Raw genomic sequence first — 24,973 nt, forward strand, 5'->3', positions numbered from 1 at the left:
CTCGCTGAACCGAAGGGCCGCTCCGCACCCGCGGGGCGGCCCTTCTTCACGCCCTGAGGGCGTACTCGGTGAACTGACCGGCGATCCTGAACCCCAGACGCCGGTAGACGGTCTCGCCGTCCTCAGAGGCCTGCAGGACGGCAATGCGGTACCCCTCGGCGCGTGCGGTGCGCAACGCGGCCACGGTGATGGCACCGCCGTAGCCTCTCCGGCGATCTCCGGCGAGGGTCGCGATGTTGTAGATCCCGGCGACGCCCGCGTGCAGGAACACCTCCGCCGTGCACACTGCCCGGCCGTCCACGTACCCGACGAGGTAGCGCGCCTGGCTGGTCAACGCGTGCGGTGCGGCCTCGGCGTAGAAGCGGCGGACCGTTTCGGCGGGCGGATCCCAGTTGGCGGCGAGGATCACGGCGTAGTCGGCGAGTTCCGCCTCCTTGGTCACCCGGCGGATCTTCAACCCCTCGACGCGTGGCTCGGGCAGAGCGGCGTCGGCGAGGTCCATCCACATCGCGGCCTCGGTCTCCGCCGCCGCGATGCCGGACTGCACCAGCACCGGGCCGAGGTCGGCCGGTGTGGAGGCAGGGCCCACCCACCACGAGGAAGGCCTCCTGATCGACCGCAGGGTCTCGGCGACGCGGACCTCGACGTTCGACGTGGTGAACCGGGCCGCCGCGACGATGTTGAACGTGTCGTCGTCCAGGCCGCTGTCCGCGACCAGCAGGTCGTCCGTCTCGACGACGGTCGCGCGCGGCAGGTGGCGGTGGAGGTGGCACGCGTGCTCGGCGAGGTTCTGCTCCATGCCCGTCAGCAACGCGGCGTTGATCCGCCGCGACGGGTCGTCGGCGGGCTCGGTCAGGTCGTACTCGTCGACCTCCACCGTCGCTCCGACCGCGGCGAGGAACTCGACGGCCTCGGCCGGGAGCGACCAGCCGGCACCTTCCCGGCCGGCGCTGTCGCGGAAGTGGCGCACCACGACCAGGCTCGCCGTCACGCCGGGATCGGCGGTGAGCGCGACGAGCTCGTCGCGGACGGGTTTCAGCCGGTCGACGAGGTGCTGGACCTGTTCGTCGACGCGGCCGAAGCCCCGCTCCACGACCCTCCACGGCTTCTCGTCGGGCTCGATCGCGAGCCGGACCGGCCTGTCGGTCGTCAGGGCGAAGTAGCTGTACTGCTCAACACGCACACGGCCATCTGACCACGCCGGTCAGCACTGGGCGACGGGCTGGGCCTTCAGCAACGGCTCGTCGGCGCGGGCGTCCAGCAACAACGGCACCAGAGCGCGGGCCTCCTGCTTCAGCGGCACGATGCGGTCGCCGCCCCGCAGGTACTGGGACTTGACGCCGTGCAGAGCCAGTTCGTCCTGCACGTCGCGGTACTGCGCCCCGGTCAGCACATACCCGCACGGAGGCGTCGCCACGACGTCCGAGGGGTCAGGCGCCTGGTTGTCCGCCCCGCCGAAGTAGATCGGACCGGACCGCACCGCGCGCGACTGAGCGGTGGCGGCCTCGATGGCGGAACGGTTCGAGCCGACGAACGACTGCGTGCCGTCCAGCGCCTTCAGGTGCGAGTCGACGCGGAAGAGCGGCGTGTTGTCGACGTTGGTCTCGACCAGCAGGCCCATGCCGTGCTTCAACCCGCCAGTGTTGCGCAGGATGCGTTCCTGGCCGTCGCCCGCGACCTGGCGGACGGGCTCGCCGGTCACCGGGTCGACGTAGATGCCGTACACGCCGGACGTCCGGCCTGCCGCCTCCACAGAAGGCCTGACGTAGGAGCGGGAGAGCGTCTCGGACAGGTCGTGCACGCCGTCAGCGACGTTGAGGTTGCGCGGCCACAGCCAGAGGACGTCCTTCACGTAGTAGGGCGCGGAAGGGCCGAACTCGTGCAGGTCGTGGATGACGTCGGGCTGCCAGTCGCGGATCACGGAGGCCATCGCGCGTGCTTCGGCGGTGCGGAGCAGCAGGTGGTCGCGGTTGATGTCGATGCCGGCCGAGTTGCCGCGGGTGTCGGCCGCGCGGCCGTCCGGGTTGGCGTTCGGCACGAACAGGTAGGTCGTGCCGGACGAGCGCGGCAGGGAACGCATGCGGATCAGGCACGCCTCGCGGCCGGCGGGTTCGTCGCCGTGCTGGGAGCAGATGAGAAGAACCACCGTGCGCGCGGAGCGGGAGCCCACGCGCACGAGCTGGATGGGACGGCCTTGGGCGGTCGTCCCGATCTGGGAAACAGGCAGGCCCGTGGCGCGCAGGTAGGCCTGTTCCTCGGACTCGGTGGTCCACTTGCCGGTGAGCTCGAATCCGGTTCGCGGCGCGGGCGCGGCGACGGCCGGAACGGCTGCCAGCGACGAGACGGCGGTCAGCAGAGCGATCAACAGTCCCCTCATAGAGGAGACTTTGCCGCCTGTGTCAAACGGCGGGCGGTGCGGTTCCAGTCGACGAAACCGTGGACCACCAGGCCCGCGAAGATCACGTAGACGAACGCGCTGAAGTACAGGCCCGACTGGATCTGCAGCGGCACGCCGACGGCGTCGACCGCGAGCCACACCAGCCAGAACTCCACCAGCCCGAGGCCCTGCAGGGCGAAGGCCAGGATCGTGCCGATGAAGATCGCGGCGTCCGGCCACGGCGCCCACGAGGCGTCCAGCGCGTCCAGGACCAGCGCGAACGCGACGGTGCCCACGACGAAGGCGCCGACGATTGCGAGCCGTTCGCGCGGGGAACCCTTGCGCACCACCACGCCGAAGACCGGGTCGCGGCGGCGCACCCACGCGTACCAGCCGTAGACGGCGATCGCACCGACGGCGACCTGCCTGGTGGCCAGGCCGCCCAGGTGCGCCGACAGGTAGACGGTGAAGAGGAGCGCGACCGAGACCAGCTGAACGGGCCAGGTCAAGAGTGAACGGCGCTGTGCCAGGAACACGACCGCGAGCGCCAGCACCTGCCCGACCAGCTCCGTGTACGCGATCTTCTGGCCGAAGATCGTCAGTCCCATCTCGTACCACACGGCTTGTTCCCCCGCGGTTCAGTCGCAGTACACCGGTGTTCCCTACGGTCCCACCATGTCATCTTCCTTAGCACTGGCGCTCGTGCCTTTGTTCCTCACCGCCCCCGCGACGCCCGTCATCACACCGACGGTCATCACGCAGACGTTCGAGGAGCCCGCCGACGCGGACGACCCCGCCATCTGGGTGAACCCACGCAACACCGAACGCAGTGTGGTCCTGGGCACGCTGAAGGAAGGCGGCCTGGCTGCGTTCGACCTCAACGGCCGCACGATCGGCGTCCACCCGGCACCGCTGCCGCCGGCGCCGGACGCGAAGCCGGGCCGCTTCAACAACGTCGACGTGCTCGGCGACCTGGCCTTCGTCAGCGACCGCGGCCGTGACCGCATCCGGGTGTTCCAAGTGGACGAACGCGGCGTGCGGGACGTCACGAACCCGGCCACCAAGCCGGTGTTCTCCAAGACCGAGGCCGAGGTCGACGACCAGCACACGGTCTACGGCCTGGCCGCCGGACGCGTCGGCAGCAAGGATGTCGTCGTCACCAGCCGCCGCAACGAGACCAGCATCGCGCTCCTGCAGGTCGTGAAGGGTGACCGGTACGACACCAGGAAGGTGTCCACTCTGGACCTGCCGAGCACCTTCACCCTTCCGGACGGCGAGCAGTGGACCGTGTGCGGCGAGCCCGGTGAGGGCCCGCAGGTCGAGGGCATGGTGATCGACGAACGCACGAACACCCTGTACGCCGCCCAGGAGGACGTCGGCATCTGGCGCATCCCGTTGCGGAGCAACGGCTTCGGCAAACCTCAGCTCGTCGACAAGGTCCGCACGTGGGGCGCGCCGCAGAAGTACAACCCCGAGACCGAGGAGTGCGAGGCGGACGGCCCGAACCCCGGCTTCGGCGGCAAGTGGCTCGAAGCGGACGCCGAGGGCCTCACGATCGCGGACGACGTGCTGCTCGCGTCCAGCCAGGGTGACTCGCGGTTCGTCGCCTACCGCAAGGCGGACATGAAGCCGCTGCAGGACTTCAAGGTCGACGGCGTCGAGCACTCCGACGGCGCCGACATCGTGCTGGGCAAGCTCAACCTGCTCGTCGTCCACGACGGAGAACGCCCGAACGGCACCGGATTCGCGTTCATCAGGTTCTAGTGGCGCCATTAGTCTGTCCGGATGGGGACAACGCTCAGCCAGGACCAGCTCAACAGAGCACTGATCGAACGCCAGATGCTGCGCGAGCGCGCCGACCTGAGCGCGCTCGCCACCATCGAGCACCTCTTCGGCATCCAGGCGCAGGAGCCGAAGTCGCCCTACGTCGGTCTATGGACCCGTCTCCAGAACTTCCAGCCGAAAGAGCTCGAAGACCTCCTGACCAACCGCGAAGCCGTCCGCATGCTGCTGATGCGCGGCACGATCCACCTGGTCAGCGCACGGGACGCGCTCGGTCTGCGCCCCCACACCCAGCTCAAGCTCGACCGCGAACTGCAGAGCGGCCCGTTCGCCGCCCGTCTGAAGGGCCTGGACTTCGACGAGATCGCCGAGGCCGGCCGCAAGATCCTCGACGAGACCCCGCAGGGCACCGCGGAAGCCGGCAAGCAGCTCAAGGAACGCTGGCCCGACCGCGAGCACACCGTCCTCGGCAACGCCCTGCGCAACAAGCTGGCCCTCGTCCAGCTCCCGCCGCGCGGCCTGTGGCACAGCAGCGGCAGGGCCGTCTGCACCACCGTCGAGAACTGGCTGGGCCGGCCTCAGCAGGCGATGGACAGGCAAGAGCTGGTTCTGCGCTACCTGAAGGCTTTCGGCCCGGCGACGGTGATGGACGCGCAGCAGTGGTCGGGTCTCACCAGGCTCGGCGAGGTCTTCCAGCAGCTCGAGCCCGGCCTCGTGACGTTCCGCAACGAGGCGGGCAAGGAGCTCTTCGACCTCCCCGACGCCCCGCGCCCCGACCCGGAAACCCCTGTCCCGGTGCGGCTCCTGCCCGAGTTCGACAACATCCTGCTCGCCCACGCCGACCGCAGGAGGGTCATCGCGGACGACCGGCTCGGCGTCGTCATCGGCGGCAAGCCCACGGTCCTCGTCGACGGCTACGTCGTCGCCACCTGGGCCGTCTCCAAGGAGCGCGCGATTTCCGTCGACTACATCGACGAGCAGCCGAGGAGCAGGCAGAAGGCGGTCGCCGAGGAGTGCGACCGCCTTCAGGACTGGATGAGGAGGAACTAGGCGGCGAGGTCGACGTGCGCGCCGTCACCGACGACCAGCCGGTGCTGGCGCGCGGAGCCGACGCGGGCCCGGCGCCCGATCAACGAGGTCTCGATGCCGGAGACGTTGTGCACGGTGGCCTCGTTCAGCACGATCGAGTCGGCCAGCCCGGAGTCGACGATCCGGCAGTCCGCGCCGATGGACGTGTACGGCCCGATGATCGACTCCTCGACCAGCGTCCCGGCACCGATGATCGCGGGCCCGACGATGCACGACCGCACCACGCGCGCACCCTCCTCGACCACGACGTCACCGATCAGCCGCGACTCGTCGTCGACGATGCCCTGGATGTCCGTCCGCAGCCCCATCAGCAGCTCGCGGTTGCACTCCAGCACGTCCTCGACCTTGCCGGTGTCCTTCCAGAACCCCGAGTACATCCGCGCCCGCACGTCGCGTTCGTGCGTCACCAGCCACTGCAGCGCGTCGGTGATCTCGAACTCGCCGCGCCACGACGGTTCGATCGCGTCGACGGCGGCGTGGATCGCGGGCGTGAAGAAGTACACGCCGATCATCGCGAGATCGCTGCGCGGCTCCTGCGGGTGCTCGATCAACCGCGTCACGCGCGAGTTCTCGTCCACCTCCGCGACGCCGTACAGCCGCGGGTCCTCCACCTTGTCCACGAGCACCTGCGCGGACGGCCTCAGCCGCGCGAACTCGTCGGCGATCTGGCCGATGCCCTCGACCAGCACGTTGTCACCCATGTACATCACGAAGTCGTCGTCACCGAGGAACGGCCGGGCGATCCGCACGCAGTGCGCCAGGCCCAGAGCGACGTCCTGCTGGATGTAGGTGATCGAGACCCCCAGGTACGAGCCGTCGCCGAACAGCTCGGAGATCTCCTGGGCACCGTCGCCGACGACGATGCCGATGTCGGTGATGCCGACGTCCCGCAGGTTCTCCACGACGTACTCGAGCACCGGCTTGTTCGCGATGGGGACGATCTGTCGAGGCAGCGAGTATCCGGCCGGGCGTACGCCCGCGGACAGCACAAGGGCTTTCATAGGTCCTCCACCGCGACGGAACAGTTCGGGTGGACATGAGGCTGGGCGCGGGCACTGGACCGGAACTGGAGAACTGTCAGAACACCAGAAAGGGGCCCTGCGCAAGATGTTTGCGCAGGGCCCCTTCCACGAGGTGAGAATTACCTCTCGGACATCGGGGTGCCCGACGGAGGGGTGGCCATGTCACCCAGCCGGCCGCCCACGGTCTGCGGCATCTCCTGCGACGCGCGCGGCATCGGCGACTGGATCTGCGCCTCCTCCTGCGCGCGGGTCAGCCAGCCCTCCCAGCGCGACTGCATCGGGCGGACCAGGCCGCCGCCCACACCGATGACGATCACGCCGGCGATGGTGGCGAGCACCGCGATCAGGACCGGCATGGTCACCGAGATGGCGATGCCCAGCTGGTTGAGCGCCGCGATGATGCCGAGCGCCATCACGAAACCGTAGGTGATGTTGCCCATGAGCTTCGTGTACGAGCGCTGGCCCAGCGCACCGGTGACGAGACCCTTGAGCGCGGTGCCGATGGCCGACGCGACGATCACGAGCACCAGCGCGACGACGATGCGCGGCAGGTAAGCGATGACCTCGTTGAGCAGCGTGCTGACCGGGTTCGAGGCGCCGAAGACGCCGAACGCCAGCTGCAGCGCGATGAGCAGCACGAAGTAGTACACGATCTTGGCGATCAGACCGGACGCGTCCATCGACGACTGCCGCATCGCGCCGTTGAGGCCCGACTTGTCGACGAGCTTCTCGAAACCGACGCGCTTGAGGAGGAACTGAACACCCTTGGCGAGTGCCTTGGCGATGAACCAGCCGATGACCAGAACGAGCAGGAAGCCGAGCAGCTTCGGCACGAACGTGGCGACCATCGCCCACGCCTGGCCCAGGCCCTCGGTGATTTGCGAGCCCACGGGCCCTCCTAGAACAAAGTTGCGGTGAGTGAGATCAGACGCGGTGATCGTTTCGTGGATCACACCGCTCCACAACTTCGACACTGCTACACGAAAGGGTGGCTGACGTGGATTTTTGTCGCAATACAGTCCAGAGTGGAACTACCGGTGGGGACCGGGGAGAGGGAAGCGCCCGCCACGCTCCGTGGCGGGCGCTTCCACATTTCCAAGCCCTGACCTAAGGCCTCGCGGAGAAGCCGCGGCCGTCCAGATAGGTCTGCATCCCCTCCGGTGACAACGTCGGCGCGGCGCCTCCCTGACCGTCCTTCGGCACCTCGGGCCTGGGGTCGCCGGTGCACTCGGAACTGCTGCCCGGCAGCGCCCCGTCGACCAGGTACCGGTTGACCTTGTCGTCGACGCACTTGTTGCCGCCGTTGTAGAGGCCGTGCTTGCCCTCGTCGGTGACGGTGATCAGGTTGTGCCCGAGGCGCCGCGCCATCGCCGGTCCGCTCGCGTACTGGGTCTGCGTGTCGCCCTCGGACTGCACGACGACGCCGATCGGGTAGCCGTTGCGCCCGATCTTGACCGGCGGCTCCGGCGGCGTGAACGAGCGGAAGGTGCACGTCATGGGCGCGGCCCGCACGATGCCGAAGCCGTACGGGTAGCGGTCGCGGAACATCCGCATGTCCTCGTAGTAGTTGTGCAGGTCGGTCGGCCAGTCCGACTCGCAGGTGACGGTGTCGAAGACGCCCGACCGCAGTTCGTCCAGGCCGGTCCTCGCGAGCACCTGGCCCGCCTTGGCGCCCTCGGCGTTCGCCGGCTGCTCCCCCGACCGCAGCTTGGTCACGATCGACGCCAGGTCCGACCACAGTGGACGGTAGCGGGCACCGACGCCCATCGCGCCGTCGAAGGAGGACCGGTTGTGCTCGCCGACCGGCGTCGCGTGCAGCTTCGCGGCGACCTTCTCGACCTCGGCCAGCACCTCGTCACGCGACTTGCCCAGCCCGAACTTCTCGTTGCGCTCCCCCACCCACGACGCCCACGTCTCGACGTCCTTGCGGTAGGCGATGGCCTGCTGGCGGAACTGCTCGTGCCAGATCCACTCCGGGTGCACGGCCGAGTCGAGCACGCTGCGGTCGAGCCGGTTCGGGAACAGCGTCCCGTACACCGCGCCCAGGTACGTGCCGTAGGAGTAGCCCAGGTAGTTGATCTTCTGCTCGCCCAGCACGGCGCGCACCACGTCCATGTCCCTCGCGGTGTTCGCGGTGCTGATGAACTGCCGGATCCCGCCGGCGGACTTCTGACAGGCCTCCTCGGCCTCGCGCGCCTCGGCGGCCCACTTGCCGAACTCGCCGTCCGCCGGCCGTGACTCCGGCGCGGCGATCGCGGGCGCGGCCCGGCAGTTCAGCGCCGTCGAACCGCCGACGCCGCGCGGGTCGATGCCGATCAGGTCGTAGACCTGGACGAGCTCGGACTTCCCGAGGAACAGCGGCAGGCCGAGCCCTGATCCACCGGGTCCACCCGGATTGGTGAACAGCACACCACGCCGGCGATCGGCCGCCACGGCCTTCTTGCGGCTGATCGTCAGGTTGATCTTGTCGCCTGCCGGTTTGGTGTAGTCGAGCGGCGCGATGAGCCTCGCGCACTCCAGCTCGGCGAGCTTTCCCTGGCACGGCGCCCACTTGACCGGCTGGGAGTGGAACTCGACGAGTGGATCGGGTGGATCGGCGGAGGCGGCCGTGCTCGTGGTCAGGAGAGCGACGACCCCTAGGGCGAGTGCCGGGAACCTACGCAAGACGAAACCTCCGCACCGGACGAACATGACCTCTGCTGCCCGAAGGTAGGACTGTTCATTCAGGTACATGGGTTCTGTCACCCATCCCGGTGATGTCCGCTCGAACGCCTAAGCTGCGGGTATGACCAGCAGCAAGGTGAAGGAGGAGCACCCGCCGACGCTCTCCGCCCGCACCATGCGCAAGATCGAACGCGCGTCGGGCTCACTCGCGACCGCCAGCGTGGCCGAGATGGAGCGGCGCCTGCCGTGGTTCGCGCGGATGCCCCCCGACCAGCGCGCGAGCGTCCTGCTGCTGATCCAGAACGGCGTGGCCGGGTTCGTCGAGTGGCTGCACGACCGGCAGCAGGCGATCCGGCTGACCGCGGACGCGTTCCGCAGCGCCCCCAAGGACATCTCCCGCTGGGTCAGCCTGCGCCAGACCGTCGAGCTGGTCCGGATAGCGCTGGAGCTGTTCGAGGAGCAGATGCCGCTGATGGCGGCGAACGAGGCGGAGCGCGCGCTGCTGATGGAGGGCGTACTGCGGTACGGGCGGGAGATCGCCTTCTCGGCCGCCACCTCCTACGCGGCCGCCGCCGAGGCACGCGGTGCCTGGGACGCGAGGCTGGAAGCGCTGGTCGTGGACGGTGTCGTGCGTGGCGATCCGGAGGAGTCGCTGCTGTCCCGTGCCGCCGCGCTCGGCTGGGACCCGGCGCTGGAGGCGACGGTGCTCGTCGGCAACCCCGGCGGCGAGGACCCGCCCGCGATCATCTACTCGGTGCGCAGCAAGGCCGCCCGCGCGGGCCGTCCGGTGCTGCTGTCCGTGCAGGGCTCACGGCTCGTCGTCGTGCTCGGCGGCCCGACGGAGACCGGCGAGGACGTGCTGGGCCGCATCTCGGAGGGCTTCGGCGAGGGCCCGGTCGTGGCAGGGCCGACCGTGGCCAGCCTCGCCGAGGCCCATCGCAGTGCGAGCGACGCGCTGAGCGGGTTGCGCGCCGTGGTGGGCTGGCCCGCCGCCCCTCGCCCCGTCCGCTCGCTCGACCTGCTGCCGGAACGGGCGCTGGCCGGCGACCCGGAGGCCGAGTGGCAGCTCGTCGACAGGGTCGCCCGGCCGCTGGAGGACGCGGGTGGCGCGCTGCTGGAGACCGTCGACGCCTTCCTGGAGGTCGGCGGCGTGCTGGAGACGTGCGCGAAAAGACTCTTCGTCCACCCGAACACGGTCAGATATCGTCTTCGGCGCGTTCAGGAAATGACGGGAAGAAATGCACATGACGCTCGAGACGCGCTTGTGCTTCGCGTCGCATTGTCTGTAGGACGCCTAGCGCGCTCCCGTGGCCTGTGGTAGCGAGCGAGCTGTGACGGAGTTCGCACACATCCGTTGGGGTGAGGACCAAACGACCCTCCGCAGCGCTGAGCTGCGCTTACGTCGCGGAGCGTTCACCTGACAGACACTTTTGTAGGGTCTCTACAAATACGATCGCAGTACTTCGTTCTTCACAGCATGGGGTGCGGGTGGGTTCACCAGCTTTAGTAATCGACGTGATCGCACTCCTCGCGCCCGGACAAGGGTCCCAGACGCCCGGCATGCTCGCCCCCTGGCTCGAACTGGAGGGGGCCGAGAAGCAGGTGCGGACGTGGTCGGAGATCACGGGCCTGGACCTGGTGCGCCTCGGCACCACCGCGGAGGCCGACGAGATCGTCGACACCGCGATCACCCAGCCGCTGGTCGTGGCTCTCGCCGTGCTCGCGTTCGGTGAGCTGCGCCGCCGCGTCGAACTGCCCTCCGCCGTGATCGTCGGCGGCCACTCGGTCGGCGAACTCGCCGCCGCCGCGGTCGCGGGCGTCATCAGCGCCGACGACGCCGTCGCCCTGGCCGCCGTGCGCGGTGCCGCGATGGCGCAGGCGTGCGCCCTGGAGCCGACCGGCATGGCCGCGGTGCTCGGCGGCGACGAGCCGGAGGTGCTCGCCCGCCTGGAGGAGCTCGGCCTCGTGCCCGCCAACCGCAACGGCGCGGGCCAGATCGTCGCGGCCGGTCCGCACGCCGCGCTCGACGAGCTCGCGGCGAACCCGCCGGGCCCGGCGAAGATCCGCAAGCTTGCCGTCGCCGGCGCGTTCCACACCAAGTACATGGCGCCCGCGGAGGACGCGGTGCGCGCGCGTGCCGCCGAAGTCACCACGCACGACCCGTCGCTGCCGCTGGTGTCCAACAAGGACGGTCAGGTCGTCACCGAGGGCGCCGAGGTGCTGCGGCGCCTGGTCTCCCAGGTCACGAGCCCCGTTCGCTGGGACCTCTGCCAGGCCACCTTCGTCGAGAAGGGCATCGCCGGCTCGGTCGAGCTGCCGCCCGCCGGTGTGCTGACGGGTCTCGCCAAGCGTGCGATGAAGGGCACCGCGACCCTCGCTCTGAAGACGCCCGACCAGCTGGAGAAGGTCGCGGAGCTCTTCGACACCGCTGGAGCCGATAAGTGACGGCCTTCCAGGCCCCGCAGGCAGTCGCGGGTAGCCGCATCCTCGGTCTCGGCAGCTACCAGCCCGAGACCGTGGTGAGCAACCACGACCTCGCCCAGCGCATGGACACCTCGGACGAGTGGATCCGCGAGCGGGTCGGCATCGTCAACCGGCGGGTGGCGGCGAAGGACGAGGGCGTCGTCGACATGTCCGTCATCGCGGGCACCAAGGCGATCGAGGACGCGGGCCTCACGCCCGCCGACATCGGCGGCATCATCGTGGCGACGTGCACCATGCCGTCGACCATCCCGAACGCCGCCGCCCAGATCGCCACCAAGATCGGCATCCAGGCCGCGGCCGCGTTCGACCTGAACGCCGCGTGCGCGGGCTTCTGCTACGCCGTCGCGACGGCGGCGGACATCGTCCGCGGCGGCTCGGTGCGCAACATCCTCGTCATCGGCGCGGAGAAGCTCACCGACTGGACCCACCAGGACGACCGCTCGACCGCGATCATCTTCGCGGACGGCGCGGGTGCCGTCGTGGTCGGCGCCAGCGACACGAACGAGATCGGCCCCGTCGCCTGGGGCTCGGACGGCTCGATGTCCGAGGTCATCAGGATCGACGACCGCGACTCGTTCATCCACCAGGAGGGCCAGACGGTCTTCCGGTGGGCGACCACGCAGATCGCACCGGTGGCGATCCGCGCAGCCGAACTCGCCGGGGTCGAACTGTCCGACGTGGACGTCTTCGCCCCGCACCAGGCGAACCTCAGGATCATCGAGGCGATCGCCAAGCGCCTGCGCAAGAATGGTGCGCGAGAGGACCTGAAGGTCGCTCGAGACATCGTCGAATCCGGCAACACCTCCTCGGCCTCGATCCCCATGGCGCTGGACCACATGCGGTCGGCGGGCGAGATCTCCTCCGGAGACGTGGTGCTGATGGTCGGTTTCGGCGCGGGCCTGTCCTACGCGGGGCAGGTGGTCCGGTGCCCGTGAGTACCACCCAGAGTTTTTCCATCGTTTCAATCGAAAGGGAACTTCAGTGAGCGAGAACGTCCTGTCCGGCCTTGCCGAGATCGTCGAAGAGGTCGCCGGCGTTGCCGCCGACGACGTCACCGCTGACAAGTCCTTCGTGGACGACCTCGACATCGACTCGCTGTCGATGGTCGAGATCGCCGTCCAGGCTGAGGACAAGTTCGGCGTGAAGATCCCGGACGACGAGCTGGCCAACCTCAAGACCGTTGGTGACGCGGTGAACTACATCACCAGCAACAAGTGACTTCGGGCATCGAGGTCGTCATCACCGGGCTGGGTGCCACCACCCCGCTCGGTGGTGATGTCACGTCCACCTGGGACGCGTTGCTGGCGGGCAAGAGCGGGGTCGGACCCATGACCCACGACTGGGTCGAGAAGTACGACCTGCCCGTCAAGATCGCGTCGCAGCTCGTGGTGGACCCGACCGAGGTGCTCCCCCGAGTAGAGGCACGCCGCCTGGACCGCTCCGAGCAGGTCGCCATCGTCGCGTCCCGCCAGGCGTGGTCCGACGCGGGCCACGACGACGACACCGTCGACCGCCAGCGCCTCGCCGTCATCATCGGCACGGGCATCGGCGGCGCGATCACCCTGCTGACCCAGGACGACATCCTGGAACAGCACGGCCTGCGCAAGGTGTCGCCGCTGACCGTCCCGATGCTGATGCCGAACGGCCCGGCCGCGCACGTGGGCCTGGAACTGAAGGCACAGGCGGGCGTGCACGCCCCGGTCTCCGCCTGCGCGTCAGGCGCGGAAGCCATCGCGTGGGCGTACCGCATGATCATGGCCGGCGAAGCCGACGTGATCGTCGCAGGCGGCGCGGAAGCGTGCATCACGGCCATCCCGGTGGCGGGCTTCTCGCAGGCCCGCACCATGAGCACCCGCAACGACGAGCCGGAGAAGGCCTCACGCCCGTTCGACACGGGCCGCGACGGCTTCGTCCTCGGCGAGGGCGCGGGCGTCATGGTCCTGGAACGCCGCGAGTTCGCGGAAGCCCGCGGCGCGAAGATCTACGGCCGCCTCGCGGGCATCGGCACCTCGGCCGACGGCTACCACATCACGGCCCCGGACCCCGAGGGCGTGGGCCAGTCACGAGCGATCGCCGCAGCCCTGCGCTCCGGCGGCATCGACCCGTCGGACGTGGGCCACGTGAACTGCCACGCAACGTCCACCCCGGTGGGCGACGTCGCGGAGACCGTGGCAATCCGCAAGGCGATCGGCGACCACCCGGTCCTGACCGCCCCGAAGGGCGCACTGGGCCACCTGCTGGGCGCAGCGGGAGCGGTCGAGGCGATCGTGACCGTCCTGTCCATCCGCGACGGCATCGTTCCCCAGACCCTCAACCTGGAGAACCTCGATCCGGCCGTCACGCTGGACGTGGTGGCAGGCGAACCACGCAAGATCAAGCTGGAAGCGGCGGTGAACGACTCGTTCGGGTTCGGCGGCCACAACGTGGCCCTGGCCTTCACCCCGGCCTAGAGCACCACACAGCACCACCACAAGGCCCCGGCCCGCATCGCGGACCGGGGTCTTGTGCATGCCCACCAACGATTTCCGGCACGCTCGCGCAGGGGTCCCGTCGGGTTGAGGCTCCCCCGCGACCCGACCCGGCCGGTCTTTGATCAGATTGTGGGGGCCTGGGGAGCGGAGTCCCCAGGAAGCAGCGCAACCACACGCCCGCAACGCAACCACCGACGCGAACCGCCAACGCCGAAGGCGAATCAGCACTTCTCCATCTGAGGGTTCCGGTTCTCCGGCGCCTCATCCACCTTCAACACCCCACCCTCCCAAACCAACACATAAACAACCCGCCACCGGATACACCCCTCAGGCAAGGCAGGCGGAGCCTTGGCAACGTCCTGAGTGGACACAAAAGAGATCAAAACCCGCAACCGCCGCCCCACGACATCGGACTCGACCCGCTGCACCACCACCCCGCCATCCCGGGTGGTCTCGTAAGCAGCAACCCACCCGGCCTCAGGCGTGGACGAAGCCCGCCGAGCCGAAACGACCTCACGCCACCCGTCGAAGTCCAGCGAGTTGATCGAGTCGAAGTACCCCTGCAGAACACGCTGCACGGCAGTCCGATCGGGATGGGTGAACGAGTCAGGGCTCAACCGAACCTCAGAGGACCCGGGCAACGGCCCCACGACAGACGAGGACGCAACGGCAGGCGCCCCACGGGCCTCGGCCGGCCGGGAGTACACGGTCCGCCCCACCATCCCGGCCGCCACCGCTGCACCGGTGATCACGACCACGGCCGGCACCAGCCAGCGGCTTGCCACGCTCCCCACGCGCGCAAGCCTAGCCGCACGGCACGCGAGCAGTGGAGGGCCGCTCACAGAACGTGTCCCGTTACATCGAAACACAAAACTTCACTCGAACGATTACATCACATCAGAATTTGGCGACTTGGATGTAGCAAGACAATGTTTGCTACACAAAAGGCGAGACCCAATCTAATCCTATGAATGAGTACTAATGGCGGAGCCCATACCGCCATTCGGCGGTACCAAACACGCAATAGCAGCCAATTAAGGCTTCACTCGTAAAGAGCAACCAACACAGCGCGTACACGACGTTTGTACCCCACTAACTATACGTCGGTCTCCGCCTGGAATACCGCAGCTCAGAGGCGCCCGAGATCGGGAACGCAGCAGTGCCGTTTAGCGGAACCGCAGCACATCCCCGTCCAGGCACATCCGAGCAAACATCTCAACCGGGTGAGATGGACCCAAACCTCATCACCGCTAGTCACATACGCACCGGTAACCAATGGTCTTTCGGACACGAACGGGCGACCCATATGACTCGAACGGCGGATTCCCCATAGCTGCGGGATTGTGCGGGAATATGCGGCATCAAAGAAAACGAAAACGAGTCAGGGAGGGGAATTCGGTGGACCTCAGATACGAGGCGTACTGCTTCGCCGATCGGCAGTTCTACGATCTGCAGAGCAGCACCGAAAGCACTCCCAACGATGACTTTTCGACCGAACTCCCCGCGTTGCCGCCCGACTGGACGACAGTGGAGCGCAACGTTTGGCGGCACCACCACCCGGCTGGGGCACAGCTCCCCAACCAGGGATGGAAGATCCACGTCTCCGCCGGCCTCGACAACGCCGGCGCGGTTCTCAAAGCCACTTTCGACTACTGCGTCGAACGGCGAATTCCCTTCAAGTACCTGCAGACGATCTCGATCGTCCTGGCCAGGAACTCGAAGTACGCGCCCCGTGACGGCAGCGGCAAGCTGATCACGATCTACCCGAAGGACGCCGAGCAGCTCGAGACCATCTGCACCGAGCTGGCGCAGGTGCTCGACGGCGAGCACGGGGCCTACATCCTGAGCGACCTGCGCTTCGGCAAGGGGCCGCTGTACGTGCGGTACGGCGGGTTCGCCGAGCAGTGGCTCGAGATCGACGGGCAGCAGGTGCTCGCGATCGCGGGGCCGGACGGCGAGCTCGTCGCGGACAAGCGCAAGCCGGTGTTCAGCCTGCCCGAGTGGATCGAGCTGCCGGCCTTCCTGAAGCCGCACCTGGACGAGCGCAACGCCGGCGACGCGGACAAGTTCCCGTACCAGATCAAGAGTTCACTGCACTTCTCCAACGGTGGCGGTGTCTACCTCGCGACGCGCAAGAGCGACGGCAAGGAGGTCGTGCTCAAGGAGGCGCGGCCGCACGCCGGGCTCGACCGCGAGGGTCGTGACGCCGTGGCGCGGCTGGAGCTCGAGCACCAGATCCTCACGAAGCTGCACGGTGTCGACGGCGTTCCCGCGGTGTACGACCGCTTCACGGAGTGGGAGCACCTGTTCGTGGCCATGGAGTTCATGCCGGGGCGTTCGCTCGGGCAGTGGCTCGGCCACAACTACCCGTTGACGCACAGGGACACCACCGGCGAGCTCCTCGAGAACTACCGCGTCAGGGCCGAAGCGCTCATCGCCAAGGTCGAGGACCTGGTGGCGCGGGTGCACGAACGCGGTGTCGTGTTCGGCGACCTGCACACGATGAACATCCTGGTCGGCGAGGACGACGAGGTCTCGCTCATCGACTTCGAGCTGTCGTCGACGATCGAGGACGTGCACCGCCCGACGCTCGGCGCGCCGGGGTTCCAGGCGCCGAAGGACCGCGAGGGCTTCGACATCGACGCCTACCCGCTGGCCGCGCTCAAGCTGTGGATCTTCCTGCCGCTCAACGCGGTGCTGGAGCTCGCGCCGGCCAAGCTGCGCCAGCACGTGCACGTCGTCGCGGAACGGTTCGGGCTGAGCGAGGACTACCAGCGGCAGATCCTCGACGTGCTCACGCCGCGCGTCGACCCGCCGGCCGATCCCGCGTTCACCGCGTTCGACGACGAGAACCCGGACTGGACGGTCGTGCGCAAGGAGATCGCCACGGCGATCTCGCACAGCGCGACCCCGCACCGGAAGGACCGCCTGTTCCCCGGCGACATCGAGCAGTTCGAGACCGGGGGCGCGGGCTTCGGCCACGGCGCCGCGGGCGTGCTGCACGCACTCGCGGAGAGCGGCGAGGGCCGTTATCCCGAACACGAGGACTGGCTGATCAGGTCGGTTCGCACCGACCCGCCGAAGCAACCCGGCTTCTACGTCGGCGCGCACGGCATCGCGCACGTGCTCGAGAACTTCGGTCACCACGACGTCGCCACCGAGCTCGTCGAGAGCTACGTCCCGCTCGTCCGCACCACGCAGGACCACGGGCTCAGCGCCGGCCTGTCCGGCATCGGCCTCAACCTGCTGCACTTCGCGGACTCGCGTGACGACCAGAACTTCGTCGCACAGGCCGAGGAACTGGCAGAACGGCTCGCGAAGCAGCTGGAGCAGGCGCCGCCGCCCGGCGACAAGGCGAAGGCCGGGCTGCTGCACGGCTGGTCGGGTCCCGCGTTGTTCTTCCTGCGCATGTTCGAGCACACCGCGCAGCCGCGCTGGCTCGACCTGTCCGAACAGGCGCTCGAGCGCGACCTGGCCGAGACGATGGTCGCGCTGGACGGATCGCTGCAGGTCCGCGACGGCACGTTCCGAAGCCTGCCGTACGTCGGCATCGGCGGCGCGGGAATCGCGTTGGTGCTCACGGAATTCGCGAAGGTCGCGCCGGAACGTCCCTGCGTGGCGAAGCTTCCCGAGCTGCTCGGCGGCTGCACCGGCGAGTTCGTCATCCAGCCCGCGTTCACGCTGGGCAGGGCGGGACTGATGGCGACGCTGGCGCACGCGGCCAGGCACCGGCCGGACGAGCGTCTCGAACGCTCCGTGCGGCAGCACCTCAAGGCACTCGGCTGGCACGCGGTGCGCTACGGCGGAGGGCTCGCCTTCCCCGGTGTGCAGCTGCGCCGGCTCTCCATGGACCTCAACACCGGCGGCGCGGGCGTGCTGCTCGCCATCGCCTCCACTGTGGACGAACGTCCACCACTCCCCTTCCTCGGAAGGGCCCAGGCCCCGGTCCTCTCGGACCGGTAGCAAGATCCCTCGAAACTAGGAGACAGTCATGGGCTTCATCCTCGACATGCAGGACCTCGAGACCCCCGAGGCGCCCAGCAACGCGATGGCGTCGGGCCACGGCGGCGGCGGTGGCGGCGGCTCCACGACCGCGTCCAACGCTTCGCTGCTGCTGCCGTGCTCGCACAGCACCGTCAGCCTGCTCGCCTGCTGATTGCGCCTCAACTGAAACACCGCGGTGAGTGAGCGGCATAGGCGAAGTATGCCGCTCACCCTCCGACTGCAGGGCCCGGCAGCCGGCCAGCTGTCGGGCCCTGCCTCATGATGCGCCCTCGTGACCCCCGGAGGAACAGGCGATGGCCAAACCCGGTGACGCCCTGCTGTTCTCCGTCGTCCGCCGCGACCACCGCCCGTGGTTGCTGATGCTCAACGCCGCGGTCGCCACGACCGGCGGCCTGCTCCTCCCCGCCGCGCTCGCCGACGCCGTCGACATGGCGCTGAGCGGCAAGTTCGTGCTGTTCACCGTGGTGTGGCTGCTCCTGCTGGCGGCGACCGAGATCGTCGGGGACGCGATCGGCATCGTGCTCGCCGCGAGTACCACGAGCCGTGCCACGGCCTGGTTGCGGCGCAAGCTCTCCGGGAAACTCCTCGACCTCGGTCACCCCTCCCCGTTCGCCGCCGGTGACGCGGTGAGCAGGGTGACGGGTGACTGCGGCAACGCGGGCGGGATAGCGGTCACGCTGATCACGCTGGTCGTCACCGCCGTGTCCTCGGCGGGCGCCGTCGTCGCGCTGGCGTTGCTGGACTGGCGGCTCGCGGCGGTGTTCGTGCTGAGCGTCCCGCTGGCGGGTCTGCTGATCCGCACCCACATGCGCATGACCGCCGACGACGTGCTGACCTACCAGGAAGTGTCCGGTGAGGTGTCCGCGCGGCTGCTCGACTCGGTGTCCGGTCTGCGCACGATCGCGTCCGCGGGCATCGCCGACCGCGAGACGGACCGCGTGCTGGAGCCGCTGCCCCGGCTCGCCGCGGCCGGCGCCGGCATGTGGCGCACCCAGGCGAAGATGATGTGGCGGGCCGGCCTGTTGCTGCCCGCCGTCGAGATCGCGGTGCTCACCGCGGCGGGTTTCGGTGTCATGGAAGGCAGGCTGAGCACCGGCGACGTGCTCGCCGCCCTCGGCTACTCGGCGCTCGGCATGGGCATCGTCGGCCAGATGACCCAGCTGACCGTCCTCGAACGGACCCGCGCGTCCGCTTCCCGGATCGTCGAGGTCCTCGACACCGAAGCACCGGAACGCCCTGCTCCCCAGCGGTCCAACGGCGTCATCGAACTGCGGGGCGTCAGCGTCGGCGAAGCGCTGCGGGACGTGGACCTGATGATTCCGGCCGGCACGTTCGCCGCGATCGTCGGCAGCTCCGGCGCGGGCAAGTCGACGCTGGCGGCGGTGCTCGGCGGACTGTCCGCTGTGGACGCGGGCGAGGTGACCGGCCACGACTCGGTCGGGTACGCCTTCGAACGCCCGGCGTTGCTGGGCACCACGATCGGCCGTTCGATCGGCTACGGAACGGACGCGGACGAGGTCCAGGTCAGGGACGCGGCCGTCGCCGCCCAGGTCCACGACGTGCTGATCCGACTTCCGCAGGGCTACGAGACGCCGGTCGCCGACGCTCCTCTGTCCGGTGGTGAGGCGCAACGGATCGGCCTCGCCCGCGCGATCATCCGGGATCCCGACGTGCTCGTGCTCGACGACGCCATGGCGAGTCTGGACACGGTGACCGAGGCCAAAGTGGACAAGGCGCTCACCACCGCGCTGCTCGGCCGGACCCGCGTCGTCGTGACGCATCGCGCGGCGACGGCCGCGAGAGCGGACCTCGTGGTGTGGCTGGAAAACGGCCGCGTCCGGGGCACCGCCACCCACCAGGAGCTGTGGACCAACGCGGACTACCGAGCCGTGTTCACCGGAGGCGAGTGATGCGTTTCTACCTCTCGACGCTGGCGGGACATCGCAGAGGCGTCCTGGTCCTGCTCGGCTGGTCCCTGCTCGAGGGCATTCCCGCGTTCTTCGGCGGCAGGTTCGTCGGCACGGCCGTCGACAAGGGCTTCGCGGCGGGAGACCCGCTGGCCGGCGTGCTGTGGCTGCTCGCGTTCGCCGCTCTCGCGGTGGTGGGGGCACTGGGCCAGCGGCAGGTGTTCGCCCGGCTCGGCTCCGTCGTCGAACCGATGCGAGACGCCCTGGTCGCGCGGGTCGTGAACGGCGTGCTGAACGACCCGTCGCACCGCCGCACACCGGACGCCAGCGCGGTCGCCATGATCACCCGGCACGTCGAGGTGGTCCGCGACGCCACCGCGGGCGTGCTGGTGCAGGCCCGTGCCCTTCTGGTCACGACGCTCGCCGCGCTCATCGGTGTCGCCACCACGGCCTCCGCGCTGATCTGGCTGGTCGTGCTCCCGATCGTGGCCGCCCTGGTGCTCTTCGGACTGATGCTCCCGTCGCTCGCCAAACGGCAACGCGACGCCGTGATGGCGGACGAACACACCGCGGAAGCGTCCGGTTCGGTGCTGACCGGCCTGCGTGACGTCGCCGCCTGCGACGCGGCCGCCGAGGCGTACGGGGACGTCGCGAAGCAGATCGACCTGCAGGCCGAGGCCACGATCACCGTCGCGTGGGCGAACTCGTTGCGCGCCACGGTGATCGCTTTGGGCGGCTTCGCACCGATCGCCCTGCTGGTCGCGTTCGCTCCCCCGCTCGTCGCGTCCGGCCAGCTCACGACGGGTGCGGTCCTGGCGGCCGTCGTTTACCTGACCAACAGCGTCAACCCCGCGCTGCACGGCCTGGCCCGCACCACCAGCACCGTCGTGATGCGGCTGATGGTCGCGCTCAAACGACTTCAGGAAGCGGCGCCGCGCACCGACAGGGACATGGGCACCGAGACCCCGTCCAACGGCGAGTTCGTGCTGCGGGACGTCACGTTCGGCTGGAGCCCGGACGCGGAACCCGTGGTGCGCGGCCTGTCGCTCGACCTGCGCCCCGGTGACCACCTGGCCGTGGTCGGCCCGTCCGGCATCGGCAAGTCCACAATGGCCAGTCTGCTGACCGGCCTGATGGCACCGGACAACGGCTCCGTCCTCTTCGGCGGGGCGCCCGTCGACCGGGTGACGCCGACGGTCCGGCACCACGCGATCGCACTGATCCCGCAAGAGACTTACCTGTTCACCGGCACCGTGCGGGAGAATCTCACGCTTCTCGCGCCGTGGGCGACCGACGAGGACCTCGTCGAAGCCGTGAAAAAGGTTGGCGCCAAACCACTTCTGGACCGCATCGGTGGGCTGGACGCGGCGCTCGGCCACGGCGGCGAAGGTCTTTCCGCTGGTGAGGCGCAGCTCCTGGCAGTCGCGCGGGTCTACGTCACGTCCGCGGGCGTCGTCATCCTCGACGAGGCGACCTCACATCTGGATCCCGCCGCCGAGGCCCGGGTCGAACGGGCTTTCGCGGAGCGGAACGGAATTCTCGTGGTCATCGCGCACCGGCTGAGCTCGGCTCTGCGAGCGAACCGGGTGCTGGTCATGGACGGCGGCAGGCCGTTGCTCGGCACCCACGAGCACCTGCTCAAGACGTCCCCGCTCTACGGGCAGCTCATGCTGGCCTGGGATCCCACGCACCGAGAAGAAACCCCGCTGCCCAAACGGTAAGCGGGGTCCACTCAGGACTCATCCGACGCGGTGCAGCCACGTCACCGGGGCGCCGTCGCCCGCGCGACGGAACGGTTCCAGCGCGTCGTCCCACGCGGCACCGAGCAGTTCGTCGACGCCGTGCGCGAAGGACTCACCGCCACGAGCACGCACCGCGAGTGAACGCAGCTGGTCCTCGTTGACGACGATGTCGCCGTTGGCCGAGGTTCTGGCGTGCCAGAGCCCCAGAACGGGCGCGAAGCAGAAACGCTCGCCGTCCTGACCTGAGGACGGTTCTTCGGTCACCTCGAACCGGAGCATGGGCCACGCGCGCAGCGCAGCCACGAGTTTGGCGCCGGTGCCGGCGTCTCCGGTCCATGCGCATTCGGCGCGCAACTGGCCTGGTGCCGCTGGTTGCGCTGCCCACCTGAGGTCTACCCGGACACCGAGGGTGCCCGAGATCGCCCACTCGACGTGCGGACAGACCGCAGACGGCGACGAGTGGACGTAAACCACGCCACTGGTGCTGCCACGGGTGCTCACTGCTGACCTCCGCTACTCGACGAGGGACGTCTTCCCCTACGCCTTTGCCGAGTGTGAGGTGATCACCGCGAAAACCCGTTCGCTGCATTCTGCCTCGACTTGAGGCATGTCCGCCATAAGAACCAGCTCGATCATCACCCGACCGGGGCAGATACAGGTCTTAAGTCCCGATCTCCCCGGCCGAGCGATGCCTGATCGTGATCTACAGAGCGTTTACCGCGGCCACCACGTCCACTAGACCGGTGCCCTTGTCGAACGACGAGGTGTAGGGGCCCGCGGGCCCGTAACCGGTGCCGTACTTGTAGGCCGTGGACTTCAGCGCCCGCTCGATGTCGGCGGGGGTCGCGGAAGGCTTGGCCTGGAACAGCTGTGCGACGATCCCGGCGACGTGCGGCGCCGCCATCGACGTGCCGCTGATCGTGTTGAACGTGCCGAGGTCGAGCAGTCCCGGCCCGTTCTGCGGCTTCAGGCCGGTCGCGCAGATCGGCAGGTAGAGCCGGCAGGACGAGGCGATGTTCTCCCCCGGCGCCGAGATGTCCGGCCAGGTCGCGGAGTTCGCGGCGAGACCACGGGATGAGAAGTCCGACACAGCGCCGTCGCGGGTGCCGGTCTCCTGGTCGTTGTAGGACGCGACCGAGATCACGCCGGGAGTCGGGTCGACGCCGGGTGGGTTGGACAGGTTCGCTGAACCGTCGCCGCCGTCGTTGCCGTTCGCCCACACCACGACGACGCCTTCGGCCACGAGCTGTCGTTGCAGCTTGACAGTGACCGACTCGGGGTCGAACGCCCCGCCACCGGACGGACCATAGGAGTTGTTGACCACCTTGATCGGCGGGCACGTCGAGGCGGGCACACCGGCGCCGCAGGGGGCCCGGTGGTTCTCCAGCACCCAGTTCAGCGCCGCGTCGGCGCCGAGGATGAGGATCGCCGCGCCGGTCGAGATCACGACGCCCTTCGCGCCCGGCGCCGCGCCGCGGATCACCGGTCCGCCGGTGGTCTGCACGTCACCGCCGATCGCGATGCCGGTGACGTGCGTGCCGTGGCCGCCCAGCGACGTGGTGTCGGTGTCGAGGAAGTTCGGCACCGGCACGATGCAGTTCGTCTGCGTCGAGCCGTCCAGGCACAGGCTCTTCAGGTTGCGGACGATCCGGCCGCCGAACGACGGGTGCGTCGGGTCGACGCCCGAGTCGATCACCGCGACCGACACACCCGCGCCGGTGAGCCCGAGGCTGTTGCGGGCGTCCAGGCCGCGGGTGGCGGTGTGCGAGGTCGAACCGAGGAACCTGATCGGTTTCTGGACCTCGACGCGCGTCACACCCGCCTTGGTCCTCGCGGAGGAGATCTGCGCGGAGTCGCCCCGCGCGGCTACGACGCCGATCCTGCGGAAGCTCGTGAGCTTCTGCAGACCGGCTGCCTCGACCGCCTGTTCCGCGGCGGCGATGTCGGCTCCGTGGACGTAGACCGTGGAGGCCGGAGCGGCCGTCGCGACAGGGGATGCGACGGCCACCAGCAGTACGGCGAGCGATGCAGCGCGTTTGTACATGGACCCTCCGTGAGCATTGGCAGGCAATCCATCTAACGACTGATCCACTTATGGGTGACGGCCATCACCGAAAGTCTCGACCGAGTGCGTTTGGCCGACCCCGGACGGCTACGGTGTCCCCCCGTGCGGAAAGGTAGGGACTCGTGCGGCTGATCCGTCTGGGCGCTGAACCCTCGGCCATTGGGGCGGACGTCCGTGCCGCCCTCACGGCGTGGGGCGTCGGCACCGAGGTTCTGGGTGGTATCGCGCTGATCGGCGTCCAACCGCCTGACTGCCCCATACCGCTGGACGCGATCGTCGTGCTGCCCAAGGGTGTTCTCGTGATCGTCGGTGTCGACCTGCCCGACCCGGGGATGAAGCTCGAGGCACCGCTCGGTGGCCAGTGGAAGATCGACGGCTGGCCGCTCGTCGCCAAGGACGGCACGGCGAACCCGGCGACGGAGGCCGTGGCGGCGGCGACCGCGGTGGCGCAGCGGATCCAGGCGATGCGCGCGGAACCGCTTCCGGTCAGCACGGTCGTGGCGGTCGGCCCGTTCGTGAGCCAGGTCGTGCAGCCGACGGTCGACCTCAACCGCGGCGTGCGGGTGCTGCACCCCAAACCGTCCACTGTGCTCAGTGCGGCTCGTGAGCTCGCGACGTCCACGGTGCCCTGCACGGCGGACCACGCGGCGAAGCTCTTCGCGATCCTGCAGAACACCGGCTCGCCGCCGGACGCCAAGGCGTTCATCGCGGAGGGTTTCAGCGACGCCGTCTCCCCCGACCTCGCGGCCGCCAGCACGATGCTGATCCCCAAGGCCCAGCTGCTGCAGGTGATCGGCCGCAAGCGCTTGCCCGGCAAGCTGACCTGGCCCTACCTCGCCGGAGCCGCATTGCTCGCGCTGATCCTCGTGGTGTGGCTCGTGGTGGCGTTGCCCAGCGACGACAAGCCGGCCGACGCGACGCCCGCGCCGACCTCTGCCCAGCCGACGTCGGTGGTCGTGGACGGCACGACGTTCGTGCCGAAGGAGATGAAGAAGGACCAGGAGTGCCAGGCGCAGGCGTTCGGTGACGTGAAGGCGTGGCTGGTCGCGAACGACTGCGGGGTGCTGCTGCGCGCCACCTACGAGACGACGCTGAAGGACAAGCCGGTGACGGTGCTGGTGGCGGACATGGACCTGTACGACGCCCCGAGTGCGAAGGCGTTGCACGCGGTCGTCGCGCTGCCTGGGTCCGGCGGTGTGCACGGGCTGGACGGCAAGCCGCTGAAGAGCGCGGCGTTCGCGAACGGCACCAAGGGCAGCCACGTGACGCTGGCGTTCGCGGTGTGGTCCGGCGGTGCGGGCGACCCGTCGCTCGACCCGATCGCCAAGCAGGCGTTGCGGTTGCCCACCACCCGGTAGCAAGGTG

At 69.0% G+C, this 24,973-nt stretch carries 21 protein-coding genes; 12 read left to right on the plus strand and 9 right to left on the minus strand.

All coding sequences use genetic code 11. The features are described from left to right. Positions 1-46: 46 nt before the first annotated feature. From LX88_RS28275 to pnuC, 3 genes are read right to left on the minus strand one after another with little or no spacing between them, the layout of a single operon-like run. On the minus strand, positions 47-1,183 hold the full coding sequence (locus tag LX88_RS28275) for a GNAT family N-acetyltransferase (protein WP_258950808.1): 1,137 nt from the start codon (positions 1,181-1,183) through the stop codon (positions 47-49). Positions 1,184-1,204: 21 nt separating this feature from the next. Beyond that, positions 1,205-2,377, minus strand: coding sequence for a M14 family zinc carboxypeptidase (locus tag LX88_RS28280; RefSeq protein ID WP_258950809.1), 1,173 nt, complete (start codon positions 2,375-2,377; stop codon positions 1,205-1,207). Continuing rightward, positions 2,374-2,985: a nicotinamide riboside transporter PnuC gene (gene pnuC / locus LX88_RS28285; protein ID WP_090071057.1), complete on the minus strand. Its 612-nt coding sequence runs from the start codon at positions 2,983-2,985 to the stop codon at positions 2,374-2,376. Before pnuC ends, LX88_RS28280 begins: the two co-directional genes overlap by 4 nt. A 67-nt stretch (positions 2,986-3,052) precedes the next feature. Between pnuC and LX88_RS28290 the strand changes: the two genes are divergently transcribed. Both LX88_RS28290 and LX88_RS28295 read left to right on the plus strand, forming a co-directional pair. Next, positions 3,053-4,141 carry a phytase gene (locus LX88_RS28290; protein ID WP_258950810.1) on the plus strand — a complete coding sequence of 363 codons (1,089 nt, stop codon included), beginning with the start codon at positions 3,053-3,055 and terminating at the stop codon, positions 4,139-4,141. Between the two features lie 21 nt (positions 4,142-4,162). Then, entirely contained in the window at positions 4,163-5,209 is a 1,047-nt protein-coding gene (locus tag LX88_RS28295; protein WP_258950811.1) for a winged helix DNA-binding domain-containing protein, read from the plus strand. Here LX88_RS28295 and LX88_RS28300 read toward each other — a convergent pair. From LX88_RS28300 to LX88_RS28310, 3 genes are all read right to left on the minus strand, one after another. Beyond that, on the minus strand, positions 5,206-6,249 hold the full coding sequence (locus tag LX88_RS28300; protein ID WP_090070796.1) for a glucose-1-phosphate thymidylyltransferase: 1,044 nt from the start codon (positions 6,247-6,249) through the stop codon (positions 5,206-5,208). The two genes, LX88_RS28295 and LX88_RS28300, sit on opposite strands and share 4 nt — an antisense overlap. Before the next feature lie 140 nt (positions 6,250-6,389). Beyond that, positions 6,390-7,160 carry a mechanosensitive ion channel family protein gene (locus LX88_RS28305; RefSeq protein ID WP_258950812.1) on the minus strand — a complete coding sequence of 257 codons (771 nt, stop codon included), beginning with the start codon at positions 7,158-7,160 and terminating at the stop codon, positions 6,390-6,392. A 217-nt stretch (positions 7,161-7,377) separates the two neighbouring features. Further along, positions 7,378-8,934 (minus strand): alpha/beta hydrolase, encoded by a 1,557-nt coding sequence (locus LX88_RS28310; protein WP_258950813.1) that lies wholly within the window; start codon positions 8,932-8,934, stop codon positions 7,378-7,380. Positions 8,935-9,055: 121 nt separating this feature from the next. Between LX88_RS28310 and LX88_RS28315 the strand changes: the two genes are divergently transcribed. The 5 genes from LX88_RS28315 (at position 9,056) to fabF (ending at position 13,868) form a co-directional block, all read left to right on the plus strand. Beyond that, a complete protein-coding gene (locus LX88_RS28315) occupies positions 9,056-10,255 on the plus strand; it encodes a PucR family transcriptional regulator (protein WP_090070790.1) in 1,200 nt (399 codons plus the stop codon). 194 nt (positions 10,256-10,449) lie between these two features. Next, positions 10,450-11,379, plus strand: coding sequence for an ACP S-malonyltransferase (locus LX88_RS28320; protein WP_090070788.1), 930 nt, complete (start codon positions 10,450-10,452; stop codon positions 11,377-11,379). Then, a complete protein-coding gene (locus tag LX88_RS28325; RefSeq protein WP_090070786.1) occupies positions 11,376-12,353 on the plus strand; it encodes a beta-ketoacyl-ACP synthase III in 978 nt (325 codons plus the stop codon). Before LX88_RS28320 ends, LX88_RS28325 begins: the two co-directional genes overlap by 4 nt. A 46-nt stretch (positions 12,354-12,399) precedes the next feature. Beyond that, positions 12,400-12,636: an acyl carrier protein gene (locus LX88_RS28330; protein WP_030474507.1), complete on the plus strand. Its 237-nt coding sequence runs from the start codon at positions 12,400-12,402 to the stop codon at positions 12,634-12,636. Further along, positions 12,633-13,868 (plus strand): beta-ketoacyl-ACP synthase II, encoded by a 1,236-nt coding sequence (gene fabF, locus LX88_RS28335; RefSeq protein ID WP_258950814.1) that lies wholly within the window; start codon positions 12,633-12,635, stop codon positions 13,866-13,868. Before LX88_RS28330 ends, fabF begins: the two co-directional genes overlap by 4 nt. Positions 13,869-14,110: 242 nt before the next feature. On the opposite strand, the gene LX88_RS28340 is transcribed toward fabF, so the two are convergent. After that, positions 14,111-14,683 carry a hypothetical protein gene (locus tag LX88_RS28340; RefSeq protein ID WP_258950815.1) on the minus strand — a complete coding sequence of 191 codons (573 nt, stop codon included), beginning with the start codon at positions 14,681-14,683 and terminating at the stop codon, positions 14,111-14,113. Between the two features lie 604 nt (positions 14,684-15,287). On the opposite strand from LX88_RS28340, the gene lanKC reads away from it, so the two are divergent. The 4 genes from lanKC (at position 15,288) to LX88_RS28360 (ending at position 21,522) form a co-directional block, all read left to right on the plus strand. Next, positions 15,288-17,852 carry a class III lanthionine synthetase LanKC gene (gene lanKC, locus LX88_RS28345; protein ID WP_258950816.1) on the plus strand — a complete coding sequence of 855 codons (2,565 nt, stop codon included), beginning with the start codon at positions 15,288-15,290 and terminating at the stop codon, positions 17,850-17,852. A gap of 28 nt (positions 17,853-17,880) precedes the next feature. Then, positions 17,881-18,045, plus strand: coding sequence for a SapB/AmfS family lanthipeptide (locus tag LX88_RS28350; RefSeq protein ID WP_090058697.1), 165 nt, complete (start codon positions 17,881-17,883; stop codon positions 18,043-18,045). 142 nt (positions 18,046-18,187) lie between these two features. Next, positions 18,188-19,804 (plus strand): ABC transporter ATP-binding protein, encoded by a 1,617-nt coding sequence (locus LX88_RS28355; protein WP_258950817.1) that lies wholly within the window; start codon positions 18,188-18,190, stop codon positions 19,802-19,804. Continuing rightward, positions 19,804-21,522 carry an ABC transporter ATP-binding protein gene (locus tag LX88_RS28360; RefSeq protein ID WP_258950818.1) on the plus strand — a complete coding sequence of 573 codons (1,719 nt, stop codon included), beginning with the start codon at positions 19,804-19,806 and terminating at the stop codon, positions 21,520-21,522. Before LX88_RS28355 ends, LX88_RS28360 begins: the two co-directional genes overlap by 1 nt. A gap of 18 nt (positions 21,523-21,540) precedes the next feature. On the opposite strand, the gene LX88_RS28365 is transcribed toward LX88_RS28360, so the two are convergent. After that, a complete protein-coding gene (locus LX88_RS28365; protein ID WP_030474501.1) occupies positions 21,541-22,044 on the minus strand; it encodes a DUF3145 domain-containing protein in 504 nt (167 codons plus the stop codon). Positions 22,045-22,246: 202 nt separating this feature from the next. Beyond that, positions 22,247-23,587 carry a S8 family serine peptidase gene (locus tag LX88_RS28370; protein WP_258950819.1) on the minus strand — a complete coding sequence of 447 codons (1,341 nt, stop codon included), beginning with the start codon at positions 23,585-23,587 and terminating at the stop codon, positions 22,247-22,249. 143 nt (positions 23,588-23,730) lie between these two features. Here LX88_RS28370 and LX88_RS28375 point away from each other — a divergent pair, with 143 nt between their 5' ends. After that, a complete protein-coding gene (locus LX88_RS28375) occupies positions 23,731-24,966 on the plus strand; it encodes a hypothetical protein (RefSeq protein ID WP_258950820.1) in 1,236 nt (411 codons plus the stop codon). The last annotated feature ends 7 nt before the right edge of the window (positions 24,967-24,973 follow it).

The organism is Lentzea californiensis, assembly GCF_024648825.1.
In the GTDB taxonomy this organism is placed as follows: domain Bacteria; phylum Actinomycetota; class Actinomycetes; order Mycobacteriales; family Pseudonocardiaceae; genus Lentzea; species Lentzea californiensis.